General features: G+C 72.0%; 17 protein-coding genes. 10 read left to right on the top strand and 7 right to left on the bottom strand.

Annotation, left to right across the window (positions count from 1 at the left end):
* Positions 1-4: 4 nt before the first annotated feature.
* On the bottom strand, positions 5-1,075 hold the full coding sequence (pseI, locus tag ACOJV7_RS16845) for a pseudaminic acid synthase (protein ID WP_420191386.1): 1,071 nt from the start codon (positions 1,073-1,075) through the stop codon (positions 5-7).
* A complete protein-coding gene (locus ACOJV7_RS16840; protein WP_420191385.1) occupies positions 1,072-1,575 on the bottom strand; it encodes a GNAT family N-acetyltransferase in 504 nt (167 codons plus the stop codon). Before ACOJV7_RS16840 ends, pseI begins: the two co-directional genes overlap by 4 nt.
* Positions 1,576-1,705: 130 nt before the next feature.
* Between ACOJV7_RS16840 and ACOJV7_RS16835 the strand changes: the two genes are divergently transcribed.
* The 4 genes from ACOJV7_RS16835 to ACOJV7_RS16820 are packed head-to-tail and all read left to right on the top strand — an operon-like array spanning position 1,706 to position 4,323.
* Entirely contained in the window at positions 1,706-1,957 is a 252-nt protein-coding gene (locus tag ACOJV7_RS16835; protein ID WP_420191384.1) for an acyl carrier protein, read from the top strand.
* Entirely contained in the window at positions 1,954-3,177 is a 1,224-nt protein-coding gene (locus tag ACOJV7_RS16830) for an AMP-binding protein (RefSeq protein WP_420191383.1), read from the top strand. Before ACOJV7_RS16835 ends, ACOJV7_RS16830 begins: the two co-directional genes overlap by 4 nt.
* Positions 3,170-3,919 (top strand): SDR family NAD(P)-dependent oxidoreductase, encoded by a 750-nt coding sequence (locus ACOJV7_RS16825; RefSeq protein WP_420191382.1) that lies wholly within the window; start codon positions 3,170-3,172, stop codon positions 3,917-3,919. Before ACOJV7_RS16830 ends, ACOJV7_RS16825 begins: the two co-directional genes overlap by 8 nt.
* Before the next feature lie 14 nt (positions 3,920-3,933).
* A complete protein-coding gene (locus tag ACOJV7_RS16820; RefSeq protein WP_420191381.1) occupies positions 3,934-4,323 on the top strand; it encodes a hypothetical protein in 390 nt (129 codons plus the stop codon).
* Here ACOJV7_RS16820 and ACOJV7_RS16815 read toward each other — a convergent pair.
* Positions 4,320-5,939, bottom strand: coding sequence for a hypothetical protein (locus ACOJV7_RS16815; protein ID WP_420191380.1), 1,620 nt, complete (start codon positions 5,937-5,939; stop codon positions 4,320-4,322). The genes ACOJV7_RS16820 and ACOJV7_RS16815 overlap by 4 nt on opposite strands.
* A gap of 99 nt (positions 5,940-6,038) precedes the next feature.
* Here ACOJV7_RS16815 and ACOJV7_RS16810 point away from each other — a divergent pair, with 99 nt between their 5' ends.
* The 4 genes from ACOJV7_RS16810 to ACOJV7_RS16795 all read left to right on the top strand — a co-directional run bounded on the left by ACOJV7_RS16810 (position 6,039) and on the right by ACOJV7_RS16795 (position 10,612).
* Positions 6,039-6,905 (top strand): glycosyltransferase family 2 protein, encoded by an 867-nt coding sequence (locus ACOJV7_RS16810; protein ID WP_420191379.1) that lies wholly within the window; start codon positions 6,039-6,041, stop codon positions 6,903-6,905.
* A gap of 11 nt (positions 6,906-6,916) precedes the next feature.
* Entirely contained in the window at positions 6,917-7,906 is a 990-nt protein-coding gene (locus ACOJV7_RS16805; RefSeq protein ID WP_420191378.1) for a hypothetical protein, read from the top strand.
* A gap of 211 nt (positions 7,907-8,117) precedes the next feature.
* A complete protein-coding gene (locus ACOJV7_RS16800) occupies positions 8,118-10,055 on the top strand; it encodes an N-acetylmuramoyl-L-alanine amidase (RefSeq protein WP_420191377.1) in 1,938 nt (645 codons plus the stop codon).
* A gap of 47 nt (positions 10,056-10,102) precedes the next feature.
* On the top strand, positions 10,103-10,612 hold the full coding sequence (locus ACOJV7_RS16795) for a GtrA family protein (RefSeq protein ID WP_420191376.1): 510 nt from the start codon (positions 10,103-10,105) through the stop codon (positions 10,610-10,612).
* Positions 10,613-10,689: 77 nt separating this feature from the next.
* On the opposite strand, the gene ACOJV7_RS16790 is transcribed toward ACOJV7_RS16795, so the two are convergent.
* Complete coding sequence (locus tag ACOJV7_RS16790; protein WP_420191375.1) at positions 10,690-11,454, bottom strand: glycosyltransferase family 2 protein; 765 nt, start codon at positions 11,452-11,454, stop codon at positions 10,690-10,692.
* Between the two features lie 5 nt (positions 11,455-11,459).
* Positions 11,460-12,134, bottom strand: a complete 675-nt coding sequence (locus tag ACOJV7_RS16785; RefSeq protein ID WP_420191374.1) for a methyltransferase domain-containing protein — start codon at positions 12,132-12,134, stop codon at positions 11,460-11,462.
* 119 nt (positions 12,135-12,253) lie between these two features.
* Here ACOJV7_RS16785 and ACOJV7_RS16780 point away from each other — a divergent pair, with 119 nt between their 5' ends.
* Positions 12,254-14,518 carry a hypothetical protein gene (locus ACOJV7_RS16780; protein ID WP_420191373.1) on the top strand — a complete coding sequence of 755 codons (2,265 nt, stop codon included), beginning with the start codon at positions 12,254-12,256 and terminating at the stop codon, positions 14,516-14,518.
* A gap of 4 nt (positions 14,519-14,522) precedes the next feature.
* Here the strand turns inward: ACOJV7_RS16780 and ACOJV7_RS16775 are convergent, their stop codons facing one another.
* Positions 14,523-15,158, bottom strand: coding sequence for a 3-oxoacid CoA-transferase subunit B (locus ACOJV7_RS16775; protein ID WP_420191372.1), 636 nt, complete (start codon positions 15,156-15,158; stop codon positions 14,523-14,525).
* 3 nt (positions 15,159-15,161) lie between these two features.
* Complete coding sequence (locus ACOJV7_RS16770) at positions 15,162-15,947, bottom strand: CoA transferase subunit A (protein ID WP_420191371.1); 786 nt, start codon at positions 15,945-15,947, stop codon at positions 15,162-15,164.
* Between the two features lie 311 nt (positions 15,948-16,258).
* On the opposite strand from ACOJV7_RS16770, the gene ACOJV7_RS16765 reads away from it, so the two are divergent.
* Positions 16,259-18,097, top strand: coding sequence for a peptidoglycan-binding domain-containing protein (locus ACOJV7_RS16765; protein ID WP_420191370.1), 1,839 nt, complete (start codon positions 16,259-16,261; stop codon positions 18,095-18,097).
* The last annotated feature ends 20 nt before the right edge of the window (positions 18,098-18,117 follow it).

Below are 18,117 nucleotides of genomic sequence, written 5' to 3'. Positions count from 1 at the left end.
CCGCTCAGACCAGGTCCCACGAGAGAGGCGTCCCCTTGGCGGCGTCGGTGCGGAAGGTCCGGCCCTCGACGAGCCCGAAGAGGTCGGGCGCGAGGCCGCCGGCGGGGCGGATGGACCGGACGTTGGCGCTCGTCACGGGGTCTCCGGCCTTCACGTCCTCGACGACGAAGAGCGAGCGGCGGAACCGCAGCCCCTCCTGCTCGGACTCGCGAGCGGCGATCTTGGCCTCACCGAGCGCCTGCCACGCGGTGCGCGTCTCGGAGACGAGGAGCGCGAGCTCCTGCGGCTCGAGCGAGAAGGCCGAGTCGACGCCACCGCCCTCGCGCGAGATCGTCACGTGCTTCTCGACGACCGAGGCGCCGAAGGCGACGGCCGCGACGGCGGCACCGATGCCCATCGTGTGGTCGGAGAGGCCGACCGGCACCTGGAACGCACCGGAGAGCAGCGGCAGCCCGCGCAGGTTGGACTGGCGCGGGTCGGCGGGGTAGCTCGTCGTGGCCGACAGGACGATGATCTGGTCGTTGCCGGTGCTGCGCGCGGCCTCGACGGCAGCGGCGATCTCGCCCATCGAGGCCATGCCGGTCGAGATGATGACCGGCTTGCCCGTGCCGGCGGCGAGCCGGATGAGCGGCAGGTCGACGATCTCGGACGACGCGATCTTGTATGCCGGCACGTCGAGGTTCTCGAGGAAGCTCACCGCGGTGGGGTCGAACGGGCTCGAGAAGGCGTGCATCCCGAGCTCGCGGGCGAGGCCGAAGATCGGCTCGTGCCACTCCCACGGGGTGTGAGCCTCCTCGTAGAGGTCGTAGAGGCTGCGACCGCCCCAGAGCTCGTGGTCGTCGCTGAGCCGGAAGTCGGGGGAGTCGACGTCGATCGTGATCGTGTCGGCGGTGTAGGTCTGGAGCTTGACCGCGTGCGCACCCGACTCGGCCGCGGCGCGCACGATGTCGAGCGCCTTGTCGAGGCTTCCGTCGTGGTTCCCCGACATCTCGGCGATGATGTAGGGCTCCGCGTGGACGCCGACCTCACGGTCGCCGATCCGGACGCGGGGGGTGGTGCTGGACTCGTCGCTCACTGGGTCTCCCGTGGGGTAGTCGCGCGGACGTGGTGGACCACGACGCGCTCGCCGTCGATCTCTCGTTCGTCGGTCTCGATCTCCTCGAAGCCGTTGCGCTTGTTGAAGCGTCGCACGGCCGCGTTGTCGTCGAGGACCTCGCCGTGCAGCTCGGCCAGACCGAGCTCGTCCCACGCGAACCGGACCGCCTGCCGCTGGATCTCGATCCACGCCGGCAGCAGCTCACCACGCTCGGTGAGCCCGTCGTTGTCGAGGTAGTAGCCCCACCACGACGAACCGGCCTCACGGTCGAGGTCGAAGAAGGTCACGACGCCCGAGGGGACGCCGTGACGCTCGTAGACGAGGACCTCGCGGTCGTCGCGGTCCTTCGTCGAGGACCACCACGCCTCGTGCTCCTCGGGCGCGATGACGTGGCGGGTGAGGGACACCGCACGCACGTCGGGGTGGTTGCGCCACGCGAGGACGGCATCCATGTCGGCGTCAGCAGCAGGGCGAAGCATGCGCACTCCGTCGAGGTCTGGGGGGCACGCACCTCGACGTCGCGGCGCGGCTGGTCACGGCGACATCGGTCGGATGCGGGGACTTCGTTACACTACCTCAGGCCCCATTCCCCCAACTTCGAGGCAACCGATGAGCGCACTGAGCCGTGACCAGATCCGCACGATGATGGCGGAGGTCCTCGCCTCGCAGGGCAAGGAGATGCCCGCCGAGGACACGGCCAACCTGGAGCAGCTCGGCTTCCGCTCGCTCGACTTCTCCGAGCTGGCGCTGCGCGTCGAGGACGAGACGGGCGAGGAGCTCAACTTCGACGCCCCCGGCCTGCGCCAGATCCAGACCGTCGCCGACGTCCTCGACTTCCTCGAGCAGCTGCAGGCCGCGTGAGCGAGGCGACCCCCGCCGGCCTTCCGTGGGGTGCGGGCAACCGCCTCGTGACCCGCGGCACCGACACGACGTGGGCCGAGCTCGAGACGCTCGACCTCCCCGAGGCGGCAGGGGTCCTCGTCGAGGACAACCTCCAGGCCGCCCGCGCCGTCTGGACGCACGCCACGACCTCGCGCGAGACCCTCGTCACCTCGCGCACCCGGGTCACGCCCGAGCTCGCCGACGACCTGCGCGGCGAGGGCCTCGCGCTCGTCAGCGGCTCGGAGGTGCAGCCGGCGACGCTCGAGCGGGCGGCCGAGCCCGGCCGCATCTGGCTCCTCACGAGCGGCAGCACGGGCCGGCCCAAGCGGGTCGCCCACACGCTCGACTCGCTCACGACCGTGGGCGGCGACCAGCCGGCCCGCACCTGGCTGTGCCCCTATGCCCACGGCGCCTACGCCTGGTGGCAGGTCGTGACCCTCGGTCTCACCGTGCCCGGCCAGGACGTCGTCTTCATCGAGCCCGACGAGCTCGACTCGTGGCCGCGCACCGCCCTCGACGCCGGTGTCACCGCGGCGTCCGGCACCCCGACCTTCTGGCGGCAGGCGCTCTACCGCGACCCCGAGGCCGTCGCCGCGCTCCCGCTCGAGCAGGTGACGCTCGGTGGCGAGCCCGTCGACCAGGCCATCCTCGACCGGCTCACCGAGCTCTTTCCCAAGGCGCGGGTCTCGTGGATCTATGCGTCGAGCGAGGCCGGCGCCTCGATCGCCGTCCACGACGGCACGGCCGGCTTCCCCGAGGCGTGGCTCGACCGCGACGTCCCCGGCCGGCCCCGGCTGAGCATCGTCGAGGGCGAGCTCGTCATCGCCTCGCCCAAGCGGGGCGAGGGCATCGACGAGCACCTGCGCACCGGCGACCGGGTCGAGGTCGTCGACGGCCGCGTCCTCATCACCGGGCGCCTCGCCTCCGACGAGATCAACGTCGGCGGCTCCAAGGCGTCGGCGTCGCAGGTGCGCGACGTCCTCCAGGCCCACCCCGCCGTGGCCTGGGCCTCGGTCAAGGGACGCAAGGCGCCCATCGTCGGCAACATCGTCACGGCCGAGGTCGTGCCGTCGGGCCCGCTGACCGAGGAGGAGCTCGGCGCGTGGGCCCGCGACCGCCTCCCCGACTACTCCGTGCCCCGACGGGTGCGGTTCCTCGACTCCATCCCGATCAAGGAGACCCTGAAGAGCGATGTCTGACCCCATCCCCGCCATCGGTCCCGCGTCCGTCGTGGTCGTCTCCGGTGGCTCACGCGGCCTCGGACTGGCCATCGTCACCGACATCCTCGACAAGGGCGCCAAGGTCGCGGCCTTCGCGCGCACGATCACGCCCGAGCTCCAGCAGCTGGCCGACGCCCACCCCGACCGGGTCTTCGTCTCGTCGGTCGACGTCAACGACACCACGGCGCTCACGACGTTCATCAAGGAGGCCGAGGCTGCCCTCGGTCCGATCGACGGGCTCGTCAACAACGCGGCGGTCGGCCAGGACTCGATGCACATCCACACCTCGCCTCAGCAGATCGCCGACATCATCACGACCAACCTCACGTCTCCGCTCGTGCTCACCCGCGCGGTGCTCCGCCGGATGATGGCCCGTGGCGGTCGCGGTCGCGTCGTCATGGTGACGTCGGTCTGCGCGCAGCGCGGCTACTCCGGACTCGTCGCCTACTCCGCCACCAAGGGCGGGCTCGACAGCGCGATGCGCACCCTCGCCCGCGAGATGCACGGCCGCGCGCTCGTCAACAGCGTCGCCCCGGGCTTCTTCGCCTCCGAGATGTCGTCGGTCCTCGGCGACCAGCAGCTCGAGACGATCGCCCGCCGCACCCCGTCGGGCCGGATGGTCGAGCCCGACAACATCGTGCCGGTCGTGCGCACCCTGCTCTTCGAGGACACCAACCTCAACGGCCAGGTCATCACCATCGACGGCGGAAGCAGCATCTGAGCACCCTCCTCGACGTGCCCGGTGCCGGAGGGCTGCGACTGCACCCCGGCACCGGGCACGCGTGCGTCACGGGCACCCACAGCCACCTCGCCGACGGCGGCACCGTCTGCTGGCAGCCCGGACCCGACGCGACCGGGCGGCATGCCGTCGACGCCGAGTGGGCGGACCAACCGCTGCCGCCGTCCCTCGCGCGCCGGATGCCGGACGAGGTCGCTCACGACCCGTGGGGGGCGTGGACCCGGGCCGAGGTGTGCGCCAAGCTCCTCGACGTCCCGATCCTCGTGTGGGTGACGACCCGTCCCTGGCCGGACGAGGGCGATCTCGTCGTCGACGGCCACAGGCTGCACCTCGCGACCCACCGGGTCGAGGGCCTCGTCGTCAGCCTCGGCCGCCTCGGGGCCTAGCTGCGCTCGCGACGGTCGAGGTAGGCGCGCGCCCGCCGCTTGAGCGCCGGAACCGGCCGCCCGAGCTGGTGCACGACCTTGTATGCCGCCGAGCTCTCGACCGAGATCGCGCGCTCCAGCGTGCGGATGCGGCGGTCCCGCGCCCGGAGGGTCCCCTCGAGCCACGTCACCTGTCGGCGGGTCTCGCCGAGGGACTCCTCGGCGGAGCGCAGCCGCAGGAGGAGGGCCTGGCGCGACGTGGGGGAGGGCCGTGCGTCGGCGTCGTCGATGGCGTCCAACCCGTTGATGGGCTCGCTCGGGTGGGCAGCCGCCTCGGCACCGCTCGCCGCGGGGGCGGAGGAGGTGCCGGAGGTGGCGCCCACCATCGACAGGAGGTCGGCGAGAACGAGCGCCGGAGTGGGGGCGACCCACAGGCGCGCGGTGCCGTCGGCGCAGACGCGCTCGGCGAAGTCGGTGAGAGCCCGCTCGAGGTCGTCGCCGCCCGCGACGGCCGGCGCGGCACCGTCGACGAGCGAGTGCACGCCCGCACCGTCGACGAGCACGTCGCGCAGGTCCGCGGACGAAGTCGCGGGGTGTGTCTCGGACGGTGCCTCGGGATGGGCTGCTCCGGTGGAGTCGGTGGGTTTCGTGGAGTCGGAGAGCCCGGCGAGCCAGGCGGCGTAGGCGGTGACGACCGCCCGGGTGCGGTTGTGGCTGCGGCTGGCGACGGCCTCACGCAGCCGCGACTCGACCAGCTGCGCTTCCGCCGGGACGGCGGGTGCGGGCGCCTCGGGCGCGCCGCCGCGCACGACGACCCACGCGGGGGCGAGGGCCAGGCCGAGGCCGGTGTCGAGGAGCGTCGTCGCGGTCGACCAGACGTCGCGCACCTTCTCCCGCTCGTCGAGGTGCGCGGCGAGCGCGCGAACCGCCAGCTGCCCGGCACCGGTCGATGTCGCGATGTCCTTCGCGGAGACCACGAGGTCCGGCTCCTCGAGCGAGGGGTAGGCGGCGAGGACGTCCCAGCCGGCCTCGAAGGTCGCGAGGGCGAGGGGCTCCTCGTGCTGGTCGCCGACGCTCGCCCAGGCCTCGTCGCCGTCGGGGCGCCCGACACCGACGAGTCGGTCGAGACCGGCGGGGTTGGCGACCGAGGCGACGACGGCACCGCCGGCCCCGGCCAGCTCGCGGACGACGCGGAGCCACGACCGCGCGCCCGGAGTCGTCGAGTCCGGCGCCAGGGTGGCCTCGGGTCCCCCCAGAGCGACGACGAGGTCGAAGGTGTCGCCGGCGGCGTGCAGCCGGTCCAGCGCACCGGCGATGACCGCCATGCCCGATCGGGCCGGCTCCACGGACGGGGTCCCACCCACGGACGAGCCGGACCCGTCGGCGAGGGCCCGGGCGTCGGGCAGCCCGCGCACGAGGACCGAGACGTCGAGCGCATCGGGGAGGCGGTCGCGGAGGCGGGCGGACGGCATACCGGCAAGAAGGACGCGCGCTCCCGGGGCGAGCCGCTCGGCCGCGCCGACGACGAGCCGCTCGACGGCCGCGGGGGTCGCGTCGGGGGTGAGGTCGGACCACTCGGGGATCTCGCCGCCGACCATCCGCACGCCCGAACCGGGGTCGATCTCGTGTGGCAGCACTGCGGCCTTCCTCGTTCTCGGCGTCGCGCGGAGGCCTGTCCGCGGTGCCCTACAGTAGCCGCCAACCCCACCCGTGCCCGAGACCCGGAGGCCGACGCGTTGACAGCCAGACCGAGCATCGGGGCCGTCGTGCTCTCGATGGGCGACCGGACGCAGGAGCTCGCCAAGGCCCTCGAGACGCTGCTCGCCCAGGAGGGCGTCGACCTCGACGTCGTCCTCGTCGGCAACGGCTGGCTGCCGACCGGTCTGCCCGACGGCGTCCGCACCGTGCACCTCGAGGAGAACGTCGGCATCCCGGAGGGTCGCAACGTCGGCGCCCGGGAGGCACGCGGTGAGTACCTCTTCTTCTACGACGACGACGCACACCTGCCCACGACCCATGTCCTCGCCCGGCTCTCGGCCGCGATGGCGGACCCGGCGGTGGCGGTCGCCCAGCCCCGCGGTGCCGACCCCGACGGTCGGCCGTCCCCGCGGCGGTGGGTTCCCCGTCTGCGCACCGAGGGCGGTGGCGCACCCGGTGAGGTCGTCGTCTTCTGGGAGGGCGTCTGCCTCATCCGGCGATCGGCCTTCGACGAGGTCGGCGGGTGGCCGGGCCACTTCTGGTACGGCCACGAGGGCATCGACCTCGCGTTCCGGCTCATCGACGCGGGGTGGAGGCTGCAGTACTGCCCCGACGTCGTCGTCCACCACCCGGCGACGCAGGCCGCCCGGCACGCCGTCTTCTACCGGATGAACGCCCGCAACCGGGTCTGGGTCGCGCGCCGCAACCTGCCCGCCCCGCTCGTCCCCGTCTACCTCGGCGTGTGGACCGGTGCGACGCTCGTCCGGGTCCGCCAGGTCGAGCCGCTCAAGGTCTGGTTCAAGGGGTTCCGCGAGGGCTGGAGCGCGGACCCGGGCGAGCGGCACCCCATGCGGTGGAGCACGGTGTGGAAGCTGACCCGGGCCGGCCGGCCCCCGGTGGTGTGACGAGCGCACCTGTGGTGCGGGTGACGCTCGCCGGCGTCCGCAGCGCCACCCACCTCGTCCACGCGGGAGGCTGGCTCCGGCACCTGCTCGCCCACGAGGACGCCGACGTCGTCGTCGACTACCTCGGCTCGGGCTCCTTCCTCGGTCGGGACAACGTCGCCGAGGAGCACGTCCGCGAGTTCCTGCCCGACGGCCCGCGGGTCCGGCTCCGTCCCGTCGGCGCGCCGGACCACGGTCGCCCCGTGCTGGGTGAGCGCCGGGTCCTGCTGTCGGTCGGCGCTCCGGGGATCAAGCCCTTCCTGCGCCTCGTGGCCCGCGAGCGCACCCGGCCCGAGGTCGTCGTCATCGACGAGGGGATCGGGACCTACGGCGACTGGCGGACGAGGCGCGACGCCTGGCGACGCCAGGGCGGGCGCGAGCCGTGGCCGACCGTGCGGGCCGCTGCGGTCTCGACGGCTGCTCGGGTCCTCACCGACCGGCGTTGGGCGCTCTACGAGAGGACCGGGGCGGCCTGGCGGGTCGTGCCCGAGGTGGCGGCCGCCTTCACGTCGGTGGAGCTGCCGGCCGAGGAGCCGACAGCGGTCTACCTCACCCAGCCGTGGGTCGACATGGGCCTGCTCGGCGAGGACGCCTACCGTCGCCACCTCGAGGACGTCGCCGCGGCCTGCGAGGCAGCGGGACTCGCGTTCGCGGTGCGGCCCCACCCCGCCGAGGCGGGTGGGCGCTACGCGGCGTGGCGCGAGCTGCCGCGGACGCGACCGGCCGAGCTCGACCCGCACGTACTGGCCGGGGCAGTCGTCCTCGGCACCGACAGCACCGCGCTCCTCAACCTCGCAGCCGTGCACGGGAAGCGGGCGCTGCGGGTGTCGCTGGCGGAGCTCGACCACCTCGAGTCGGCCCTCGGTGGGGACCAACGCAGCCTGCTCGACGCCTTCCTCCCGGCGCCCGTCCCGGCCCGGGACGGTGCGGTGCTCACCTCGGCGCTCGCGTCGCGCCGTTGAGGCTGCTGGGCTGCCGTGGGGCGGCTCGGCTGAGTGGCGCATCTGGCTGGTCGTCGGACTGGCTGCCGTGGACTGACCATGGGCTTTCGCACGTGGGAACCATGTGACAGGTGGTTCACATGGTGACATTTTTACCTGTTGCTTAACCCGAACGAACTACTTCCCGGGTTCAATGGTCGGGCACCGCACCCCAGTACCGGAGGCCTCTCCCATGCCCACTTCCGTGTCCGTGCACCGCCGCCGCGCACTCCGTCGCGTCGCCCGGCTCACCGTCCTCGCCAGCCTCGGAGCCCTCGGGCTCACCGCTCTTCCGGTGACCGGGTCCGCGGCTCCCGCGCCGCGTCCCGTCTCGCCGTCCGTCGCCCGGGTGGCCCTCGACGACGCGCGCACGGTCGCGCCGGACACGCTCGAGGTGGACCGTGGGGCACCGCTCGTCGCCGTGACCTGGGGCGCCGACAGCGCGCCGCCGGCGGAGTCGACGGTCCTCGTGCGGGCGCGGGCGGCCAAGGGCGGCTGGGGCGCCTGGCTCGAGACCACGGTCGAGGCGACGAAGGACCCGACGACCAGCCGGACCCAGCGGGTCGGCACCGAACCGGTGTGGCTCGGCATGGAGCCGAAGGCCGTCCAGGTCCGCCTCCCCAAGGGCGTTGCCGCGCAGGACGGCGCCGAAAAGGGCCGGGTCGAGCTCATCGACCCGGGCACGAGCCCCGCCGACGACCAGGGCTCCTCGCTCACCGGGGCGCGGGCGGTCGCGAGCCGTCCCTCGATCGTCTCGCGCCAGGGCTGGGGCGCCGACGAGTCGCTGCGCACCTGTGGCCCCAACTACGGCGACACCCTGCGTGGCGTCTTCGTCCACCACACCGCGGGGTCCAACAGCTACACGGCGGCCCAGTCGGCGTCGATCATCCGCGGCATCTACGCCTACCACACCAAGAGCCTGGGCTGGTGCGACATCGGCTACAACGTGCTCGTCGACAAGTACGGCCAGGCGTTCGAGGGACGGGCCGGAGGGCTCGACCGCCCCGTGACCGGCGCCCACGCCCTGGGCTTCAACACCGACACGTGGGGCGTCTCCGTCCTCGGCAACTACGAGACCGCGACGCCGACCTCGGCGACGATGTCCACCCTCGCCAAGGTCATCGCGTGGCGGACCAGCTCGTTCTACAAGTGGCCGGCCACGACGACGACCCTGACGAGCGCGGACTCCGGCTCGAAGTTCCCCAAGGGCACCAAGGTCACCCTCCAGTTCATCAGCGGGCACCGCGACACCAACAAGACCTCATGCCCCGGCGCCAACCTCTACTCCCGCCTGCCGGCCCTGCGCACGGCCGTGGCCCAGATCGCCGGCTACGGCGACAGCCCGGTCTACCAGAGCTGGATGGCCAAGGGCGGTGCCCAGGAGCTCGGCTGGGTGAGCGTGGGGGAGCGGCCGACGCCCTTCGGCGTGCGCACGATCTTCACGTCCGACGTCTCGCTCTGGTCGACGCCGGGCGGGGTCTTCGAGATCGGACCCGAGACGACGTCGTTCTATGAGGCGCAGGACGGCGAGGACGGCTGGGGCGCACCGACGGCCGATGAGCGGACCATCATCGGTGGCAGCCGCACCGACTTCTCCAAGGGCGTCTCGGCCGTCCGGTCCGACGAGCTCGAACGGGTGCATTCCGTCCACGGCGGCATCCGCACCTACTGGGACGCCAAGGGGGGCCCGACTTCCGAGCGCGGAATGCCGGCCGCGGAGATGTGGAAGCCGACGACGCTCGGCTGGATCCAGACGTTCGAGAACGGCCAGGTCCACTACACCGGCCAGACCGGCGCCTTCTCGGTGCAGGGCACCTTCTATGCCCGGCTCTGGCAGCTGGGTGGACCCGCGGGCCGGCTCGGCTACCCGAAGGCCGAGCAGGAGCAGGTCGGCGGCGGCATCACCCAGGCCTTCCAGGGCGGAGCCCTCTGGTCGCAGCCAGGCACCGGCGCCTGGTCGACGGTCGGCGGCATCCACGGCCGCTACGTCGGGGTCGGTGGCGCGAGCTCGTCGCTGGGCTTCCCGCTCAACGAGGAGCACGCCTGGAGCGGCGGCATGGAGCAGGACTTCGAGGGCGGCACCATCCGCTGGGAGCGAGCGACCGGGCAGATCACGGTGATCGAGAGCTGACCGGCGGGTTGCTACGGTTGGCCTCTCTCCTTCACGAAAGGCTGCCGGTGGCGTCCCGCTTGATCTCCTCCTCCGTCGTCCGACAGCTCGCCCGCTTCGGGGTGGTGGGTGCCCTCGGCTTCGCCACCGACGTCGGCGTCTTCAACCTGCTGCGCTTCGGCGGGGGCGAGGGACCCCTGCACGACTACCCGCTCAGCGCCAAGGTCGTCTCCGGCGTGCTCGCCACGCTCGTGGCGTGGTTGGGCAACCGCTTCTGGACCTTCCGCAGCACCCGGCGGGACAAGGCGCACCACGAGTTCCTCCTCTTCGCGGCCGTCGCCGCGTTGGGCACGCTCATCTCGATGGGGTGCCTCTGGGTGTCGCACTACGGCCTCGGCTTCCGCTCACCGCTCGCCGACAACATCTCGGCCAACGGGATCGGCATGGTGCTCGCGACCGGCTTCCGGTTCTGGGCCTACCGGCGCCACGTCTTCAGCCAGCACGGCGACCACAGCGGCCTCAGCGAGATCGCCGAGGGACACCTCGCGCACGAGGAGCCCAGCACCCCGCGCGCCTGACCGGGCACACGCAGGACGACAACGGCGGAGGGCGGGGAGCCATGCTCCCCGCCCTCAGCCGTTCGTGCTCCGGCTCGTCAGCTGGGGCGCACCTGGCGGTGCGGGCCCTTGGGCGTGCGGAGGCCACGGCGGATCGAGCGCGCCCGCAGCCGCATCTTGAGGGTGAGCAGGATCATCTCGGTGCCGAGGGCGATGGTCTTGCCGAGCTCGCCGGTCACCGACGAGACCCCGACGCGCGGGTGGTAGTTGACCGGGATCTGCACCATCCGGGCCTTGCTGATGACCGAGATGAGGAGCATCTCGAGGCCGTAGGCGGACCCGTCGAGACGCGAGCGCTCGAGGATGACCTCGGCGTGCTCCTTGGTCATGACGCGGAAGGTGCAGCCGACGTCGCTGAGGTGGTTGGTGTTGTAGAGGACCTCGATGAGCTTGGCGACCGCCCAGTTGCCCCACTGGAGGAACCAGCCCATGTTGGCGCCGCGCCAGATGAAGTTCGAGACCGTGCGCGAGCCGATGACGACGTCGCACTCGGGCAGGAAGGCGAGGAGCTTGGTGAGGTCCTCGGGGGCGAAGGTGCCGTCGGGCTCGCAGATGGCGATGAGGTCGGTCTGAGCGTCACGCATGCCGCGCTTGATCGCCGCGCCGTAGCCCTGGGTCGTCTCGACGATCTCGGTCGCACCGGTGGTCGCGATCTCCTCCGAGGTGCCCTCGGCGGCGTTGTTGTTGATCGCGATGACCTGGTCGACCTCGGGGATCGCCTCGAACCGCCGGATGCACTCGGCGATGCTGTCCTTCTCGTTGTAGGTCGGGAGAACGACGGCGAGAGTCTTGCCCTGCCACATGGAGGTCAGGCCCCTTCCGGGTTGGCGACGAGGAGCATCTGCCCGGCGAGGGGCTTGATGGGGGAGCGGAGGTACCACGGCACGACGAAGGTGAGCTTGGACCCGCGGGACTTGAGCGTGAGCGGCATGAACCGCGGCAGCACCTTCTCGATCGACCAGCCCTGCGCCACGAGGTAGTCGCTGAGCGACTGGTCGGTGAAGATCGCGACGTGCGTGAAGTCGTCGAAGTAGCGACCGGGGTTGAGCCGGAAGTTCGGCTGCATGAGGATGATCCGCCCGCCGGGACGCAGCACCCGCCGCGCGTGGGCGAGGAGCGAGTCGGACTGGTCGCGCTGGAGGTGCTCGAGCAGGTTGCTCGCGAAGACGACGTCGAAGCTGTCGTCCTCGAAGCGGGACAGGTCGGTGCAGTCACCGACGACCGACTCGACGTGCTCGGCCGCGGCCTTGTGCACGGTGGCGTCGAGGTCCATCGCGACGACGCGGCGGGCCTTGACCTGGTTCGAGAAGTCGCACCACCCGGCGCCGAGCTCGAGGACGTCGGCGTCAGCGGGGACGAACCGGCCCAGGTAGGTGCACAGGTGCTCCCACACCTTGGCCCTGCTTGCATCCTGCTTGAGACGGGTCTCGAAGTACCCCGGTGTGTAGACCCCGGACGAGCTGTCGGGTGTGCCGGACTCCATCGACATGGTCGTTTCGAACTCCTGCGCAGGGGGTGTAAGGATGACCCGGGGACTCTAACAGTCACCGTGATCGAGGTCGGCCCACGCGTCGACCGCCCGTGTCCGCCAGCAGGAGTGACGTGAAACAGACGCGTGCCCGTGCCCTCCCCGGGCGTCCCTCGTCGGAAGCCGCCCCCGCGGCCCTTCGGGACAACCTCGTCTCCGGACTCGTCCTCCTCCTCGCGGTGTCCGGCTACATGGCGTATGCCGTCCGCACAGGCCTGCCCGTGGGCGCCGCTCTGTCGTCGCTCGCCGCCATCGCGGTCACCCAGGTCCTACCCGGCGCCCTCGTGTGGCGCGCCGTGCGCCCCCGCTCGGGGTGGCTGCTCGAGGACCTCGCCATGGGGTTCGCCATCGGCATCGCCCTGTCGGTCCCGACCCAGGTCGTCGCGGGGCTCACCGGCCAGCGGTGGCTGGCGGTTCTGCTCCCACTGCTCGTCGCCGCCGCGCTCCTGCTGACCCCTGCGACGAGGCGGCGCATCCGGTCCGCGCAGTGGGCACCCCTGGCGTGGTGGCTCACCCCGCTCGTGTCGGTGGTGTCGCTGTGGACGGTGCGACAGCTCGTCAGCTACATCCGCAACGACGAGGTGACGTGGACCCGGATCGGCGGCCCCCACATCGACGCCTACCTCCACCAGGCGCTCGCGTCCCAGCTGCTCCAGCGCGGCCCGACGAGCTGGCCCACGGTCGCCGGTGAGGACCTCGGCTACCACTGGTTCACCCACGCCTGGCTGGCGCACGTCACCGCCGTCTCGGGCGTCGACCTCGACCTCGTCCTCCTGCGGGTCATGCCGGCCCTCATGCCGCTCACGGTGGCGGTGTGCGTCATGGTGGCCGGGCTGCGCCTCTCCGGCGGCAGCGCCAAGGTCTCGCTCCTCGCCGTCGTCCTCGCCCTCTGCGCCTCCGCCGGCAACGCGTTCTCGGTGGCGAGCGTCTCGCTGCCCCTCGACCCGAACTCGCCCACCCTCGCCCTCGGCGTCCCCACGCTGCTCGCGCTCGTCCTCCTCCTCGACCAGCGCTGGCGCGGCGACCTGTCTCGCACCGGCTACCTCCTCGTGCCCTGGCTCTCGGTCATCGCGGCCGGCACCAAGGGCGCCACCTCACCGCTCGTCGTCGCGGGTCTGGGCCTCGCCGCCGCCGCGATGCTCCTGTGGAACAGGTCGTTGTTCAAGCAGGTCGTCGTCGACCTCCTCGTCGTCGCCGGTGGGCTCGTCTTCGCCGTCATCGTCGTCTTCCACGGGTCGAGTGCCGGGCTCGCGCTCGGCGTGCCCGCGGCCGCCAAGCAGACCTACCTCGGAGCGATCCTCGGGGACCTGCCGACGCACCAGCTCCAGGTCACCGCGGCGGCACTCGTCATCATCGGCGGGCTCACCCGGGCCGCCCTCGCCTTCGCGCCGCTCTTCGGTCGGACGTCGCGGCGCGACCCGATGCCGTGGCTGCTCGCCGGGGCGGCCATCGCGGGCGCTTTCGCGGTGGGCATCTTCTCGCACCCCGGGCTGAGCCAGGGCTACTTCCTCACGACGGCGATCCCGCTCGCCGCGCTCGGCTCCGCACTCGGGGCACGCACCCTGGTCCGCGCCCTGGGCTGGCGCCAGATGGCGGTCCTCATCCCCGTCGCGGTCCTCGGCGCGGGGCTCGTCTTCCACGGGCCCACCGGCGTCCTCGGCACCATCCGGCGAGGGACCTACGGGATCTTCTACGACACGGTCCTCCTGGCTGCGGCGGTCGTCGCGGTGGTCGCCGTCGCCGGCTTCCTCCTCGCCCGCCGGGGTCGCCGGGTGGCCGCCGCGCTGGCGACTGTGGCGATGGCGGGCCTGGCGACCGGCGGCTTCGCCGCCGCCGACTCGGTGCGCAACCCGCTCTTCCCGGCGGCCAAGCCCCCGACCTCGCTCACGCAGCGCCTCGCCGTCTCGCAGGCCCAGATCGACGCCGCGCGGTGGATCCGCGACCACTCGGACGCCGACGACCTCGTCATGACCAACCGGCACTGCACGGTGGTGCGCGAGCCGCGGAACGGCTGCGACAGCAGGCGCTGGGTCGTCACCGCCTTCAGCGAGCGCCAGTCGCTCGTCGAGGGGTGGACCGCGACGCCCGAGGCGACGAAGCGGGCCCCGGTCGGGCGCGAGTCGATCACCGTCGACTACTGGAAGCCCGAGATCCTCGAGCTCAACGACGGCTTCATCGCCGCGCCCACCGAGGAGGCGCGCCAGCGGCTGTGGGACCTCGGGGTGCGCTGGGTCTATGTCGACAAGCTCCAAGCGCACGCCGACACGCTCGCCCCCTACGCCGAGCTCGGGTTCGACTCGCCCGACGCCTCGGCGTGGAAGCTGCTCCCGCCGAGCTGAACCCTCAGAGCGAGAACGTGAGCGCAGGCCCGGTCTTCTCGCGCAGCTCGTTCTCGGTGACGCCGGGGGCGAGCTCGCGCACGACGAGCCCGTCCGCGGTGACGTCGATGACGGCGAGGTCGGTGATGATCCGCTGGACGACGCCGAGCCCGGTGATGGGCAGGTCACAGTGCTCGACGATCTTGTGGCTGCCGTCCTTGGCGACGTGCTCCATGAGGACGATGACCTTCTTGGCGCCGTGGACGAGGTCCATCGCGCCGCCCATGCCCTTGACCATCTTGCCCGGGATCATCCAGTTGGCGATGTCACCGGCGGCGCTCACCTGCATCGCGCCGAGGATGGCGGCGTCGACCTTGCCGCCGCGGATCATGCCGAAGCTCGTGGCGCTGTCGAAGTAGCTCGCGCCGCGGCGCGTCGTCACGGTCTCCTTGCCGGCGTTGATGAGGTCGGGGTCGACGGCCTCCTCGGTCGGGTAGGCGCCGACGCCGAGGATGCCGTTCTCGGACTGCAGGACGATCTCGACGTCGTCGGGGACGTGGTTGGGCACGAGCGTCGGGAGGCCGATGCCGAGGTTGACGTAGGAACCGTCGGTGAGCTCCGAGGCCGCGCGGGCCGCCATCTCGTCTCGCGTGAGCGCCATCGCTCAGGCCTCCTTCGTGGTCTGCGTGGTCACCGTGCGCTTCTCGATCCGCTTCTCGGCGGCCTGCTCCGGCGTGAGCTCGACGACGCGCTGGACGTAGATGCCGGGCAGGTGGATCTCGTCGGGGTCGAGCGCGCCGGGCTCGACGAGCTCTTCGACCTCGGCGATCGTCACGCGGCCCGACATGGCGCACAGCGGGTTGAAGTTGCGCGAGGACTTGTTGAAGACGAGGTTGCCGTGGCGGTCGCCCTTCCAGGCCCGCACGAGCCCGAAGTCGGCGGCGATGCCCTCCTCGAGGACGAAGGTGCGCTCCTCACCGCCGAGGGCGAAGGTCCGGGTCTCCTTGGGAGGCGAGGCGACCGCGACGCTGCCGTCCGCGGCATACCTCCAGGGGAGGCCGCCGTCGGCGACCTGGCTGCCGACACCGGTCGGGGTGAAGAAGGCGGCGATGCCGGCACCGCCGGCGCGCAGCCGCTCCGCGAGCGTGCCCTGCGGCGTGAGCTCGACCTCGAGCTCTCCCTCGAGGTACTGACGCGCGAACTCCTTGTTCTCCCCGACGTAGGAGGAGACCATGCGGCGGATCTGCTTCGCGCCGAGGAGGATGCCCAGGCCCCAGTCGTCGACGCCGCAGTTGTTGGAGAAGACCTCGAGGTCCCGCACCCCCTTCGCGTGCAGCTCGCCGATGAGAACGCTGGGGATGCCGCAGAGCCCGAACCCGCCGACGGCCAGGCTGGCGCCGTCGCGGACGTCCTCGAGGGCTGCGGATGCAGAGGGAACGACCTTGTCCATGCGCCGAACTCTAACCACCGCCCGTCAGGGGTCCGATGTGGCCGGGGTCCAGTGGTCCTGCCGGATCATGGGGTGACGACACGCGCCGTGGATCATCCGGCCATATGGTCTGGTCACCGAAGATCCTTCGGTAACTATGGGGGTCGGACGAAGTACATCCGTGTAATTTCCGCGTTTGGCTTGCGCAACCAGTGTGACGGATGGGACAACTGACTGGCCAACGTGTCTGGAGTGACGCCTGTGACGTCGCAACGGCCACCTGACCACCGTCTTTTTCCCTGAGAACTCCGCTCGCCCCTGAGGAGCCCCCGTTGACGCGCGCCACCCTGCCTGCCACGTCGCACCGAGGACCGGTCCGTGCCCTCGGTGCCGTCTCCGTCTCCCTCCTGTCGATCCCGCTCGGGATCTCCGTGGCCACCGGCAGCGCCGCTGCCGTCGCGGCCGGAGTCCCGTCGCCTCCGACGAAGCCGCTGCCGGCCGACCTCGACATCGCCCCGAAGTACCAGGCGGGCTACCGCTGCCTCACGGGTGACCTGCCGGGCCCGACGGCGTTCGCGCAGCTGCTCAACAGCCACTACGGGCGCCACATCTACGGCATCAACCGCACCTGCGCGGCCGAGCACGGCGAGGGCCGCGCGCTCGACTGGATGGTCAACGCCTACAGCGCCGACGGGCTCGAGCTCGGCAACGCCATCACGCGCTGGCTCTCCGCTCCCGACTCGCAGGGCCGCCCGGGCGCGATGGCCCGGCGCTTCGGCATCAACTACATCATCTGGAACCGCCAGATGTGGCGGGCCTACGACCCGGCCCGCGGCTGGGCCCCCTACAGCGGCGCCTCGCCGCACACCGACCACATCCACATCTCCTTCACGTGGGACGGCGCCTACAAGCAGACCTCGTGGTGGACCGGCACGGCCCTCACCGAGGTGCGCTACACCGGCCCGACCTCGGGTGCCGACGTCCCCGTGCCGGTCGTCACGCCACCGCTGACGGCGAGCGGCTACCCGCTGCTCAAGCGTGGTGACACGGGCAAGGACGTCATGCTCGCCCAGGGCGTCCTCGGGCTCACGAAGGACGGGTCCTTCGGGCCGGCGACCGAGACGACGCTCAAGTCGTGGCAGACCCGCAACGCGGTCCCGGTGACCGGCCAGCTCGACAACGCGACGTGGACCAAGATGGTCGCGCTCAAGCTCGTCCCCTCGCGCAACGGCGGGTCGACGACGACGACGAGCCCGCTGTCGGCCTACGTCAAGGTCGTCCTCCAGCGCGGCTCGAAGGGCTCGGCCGTCGTCGCGCTCCAGAAGGCGCTCGGCCTCTCGGCCGACGGTGCCTTCGGTCCCGCCACGGAGACCAAGGTCAAGGCCTTCCAAGCGGCGAAGCGGATCACGCCGACCGGTGTCGTGGCGACCTCGACGTGGAACGCGCTCATCGGCGTGACGCCGACCTCGCCGACCGCGCACCCCCTCGCGCAGTTCGCCTCGCAGGTCCTCCAGCGCGGCTCGAAGGGTGTGGCGGTCACGGCGCTCCAGAAGGCGCTCGGCATCGCCGCCGACGGCTCCTTCGGCCCCGGCACCGAGTCCAAGGTCATCGCCTACCAGAAGACGAAGGGCCTCACCCCGACCGGCGTCGTCGCCGCCACGACCTGGGCCGCGCTCATGGGCCAGACCTCGACCGGCACGCCGACGACGACCACCCCGCCGCCCGCGCCGAGCGGACTCCCGACGACCGAGCTCACGGCATACAAGGGGGTCACCCTCAGGGTCGGCTCCACCGGGGTCGCGGTCAAGGCGCTCCAGGCGGCCCTCGGCGGTCTCGCCGTCGACGGCTCCTACGGCTCGCACACGGCCGGCGCGGTCAACGCCTTCCAGCGCTCGGTCGGCCTGCCGATGACGGGGATCGTCGACCGCCGCACGTGGGACCGCATCGAGCTCAAGGTGCACCCGCTGCTGCCCTACTGGAACGCCGTCGCCAAGCGCGGCTCGCGCGGCGCACACGTCGTCGCCGTCCAGAAGGCCCTGCGCCTGACCGCCGACGGCTCGTTCGGGCCGGGCACGGAGGCCGCGGTCAAGGCGTTCCAGACGCGCGTCAAGCTCGCCACCACCGGTGTCGTCGCGACGCTCACGTGGAAGGCACTCGAGAAGCAGATGTGAGCCAGCGCCCGGGTCGAGGC

Source organism: Knoellia tibetensis, assembly GCF_048606415.1.
Classification (GTDB): Bacteria; Actinomycetota; Actinomycetes; order Actinomycetales; family Dermatophilaceae; genus Knoellia; species Knoellia tibetensis.
Note: the sequence above shows the minus strand (reverse complement) of the source record. Positions and strands in the feature narration are given on the sequence as shown.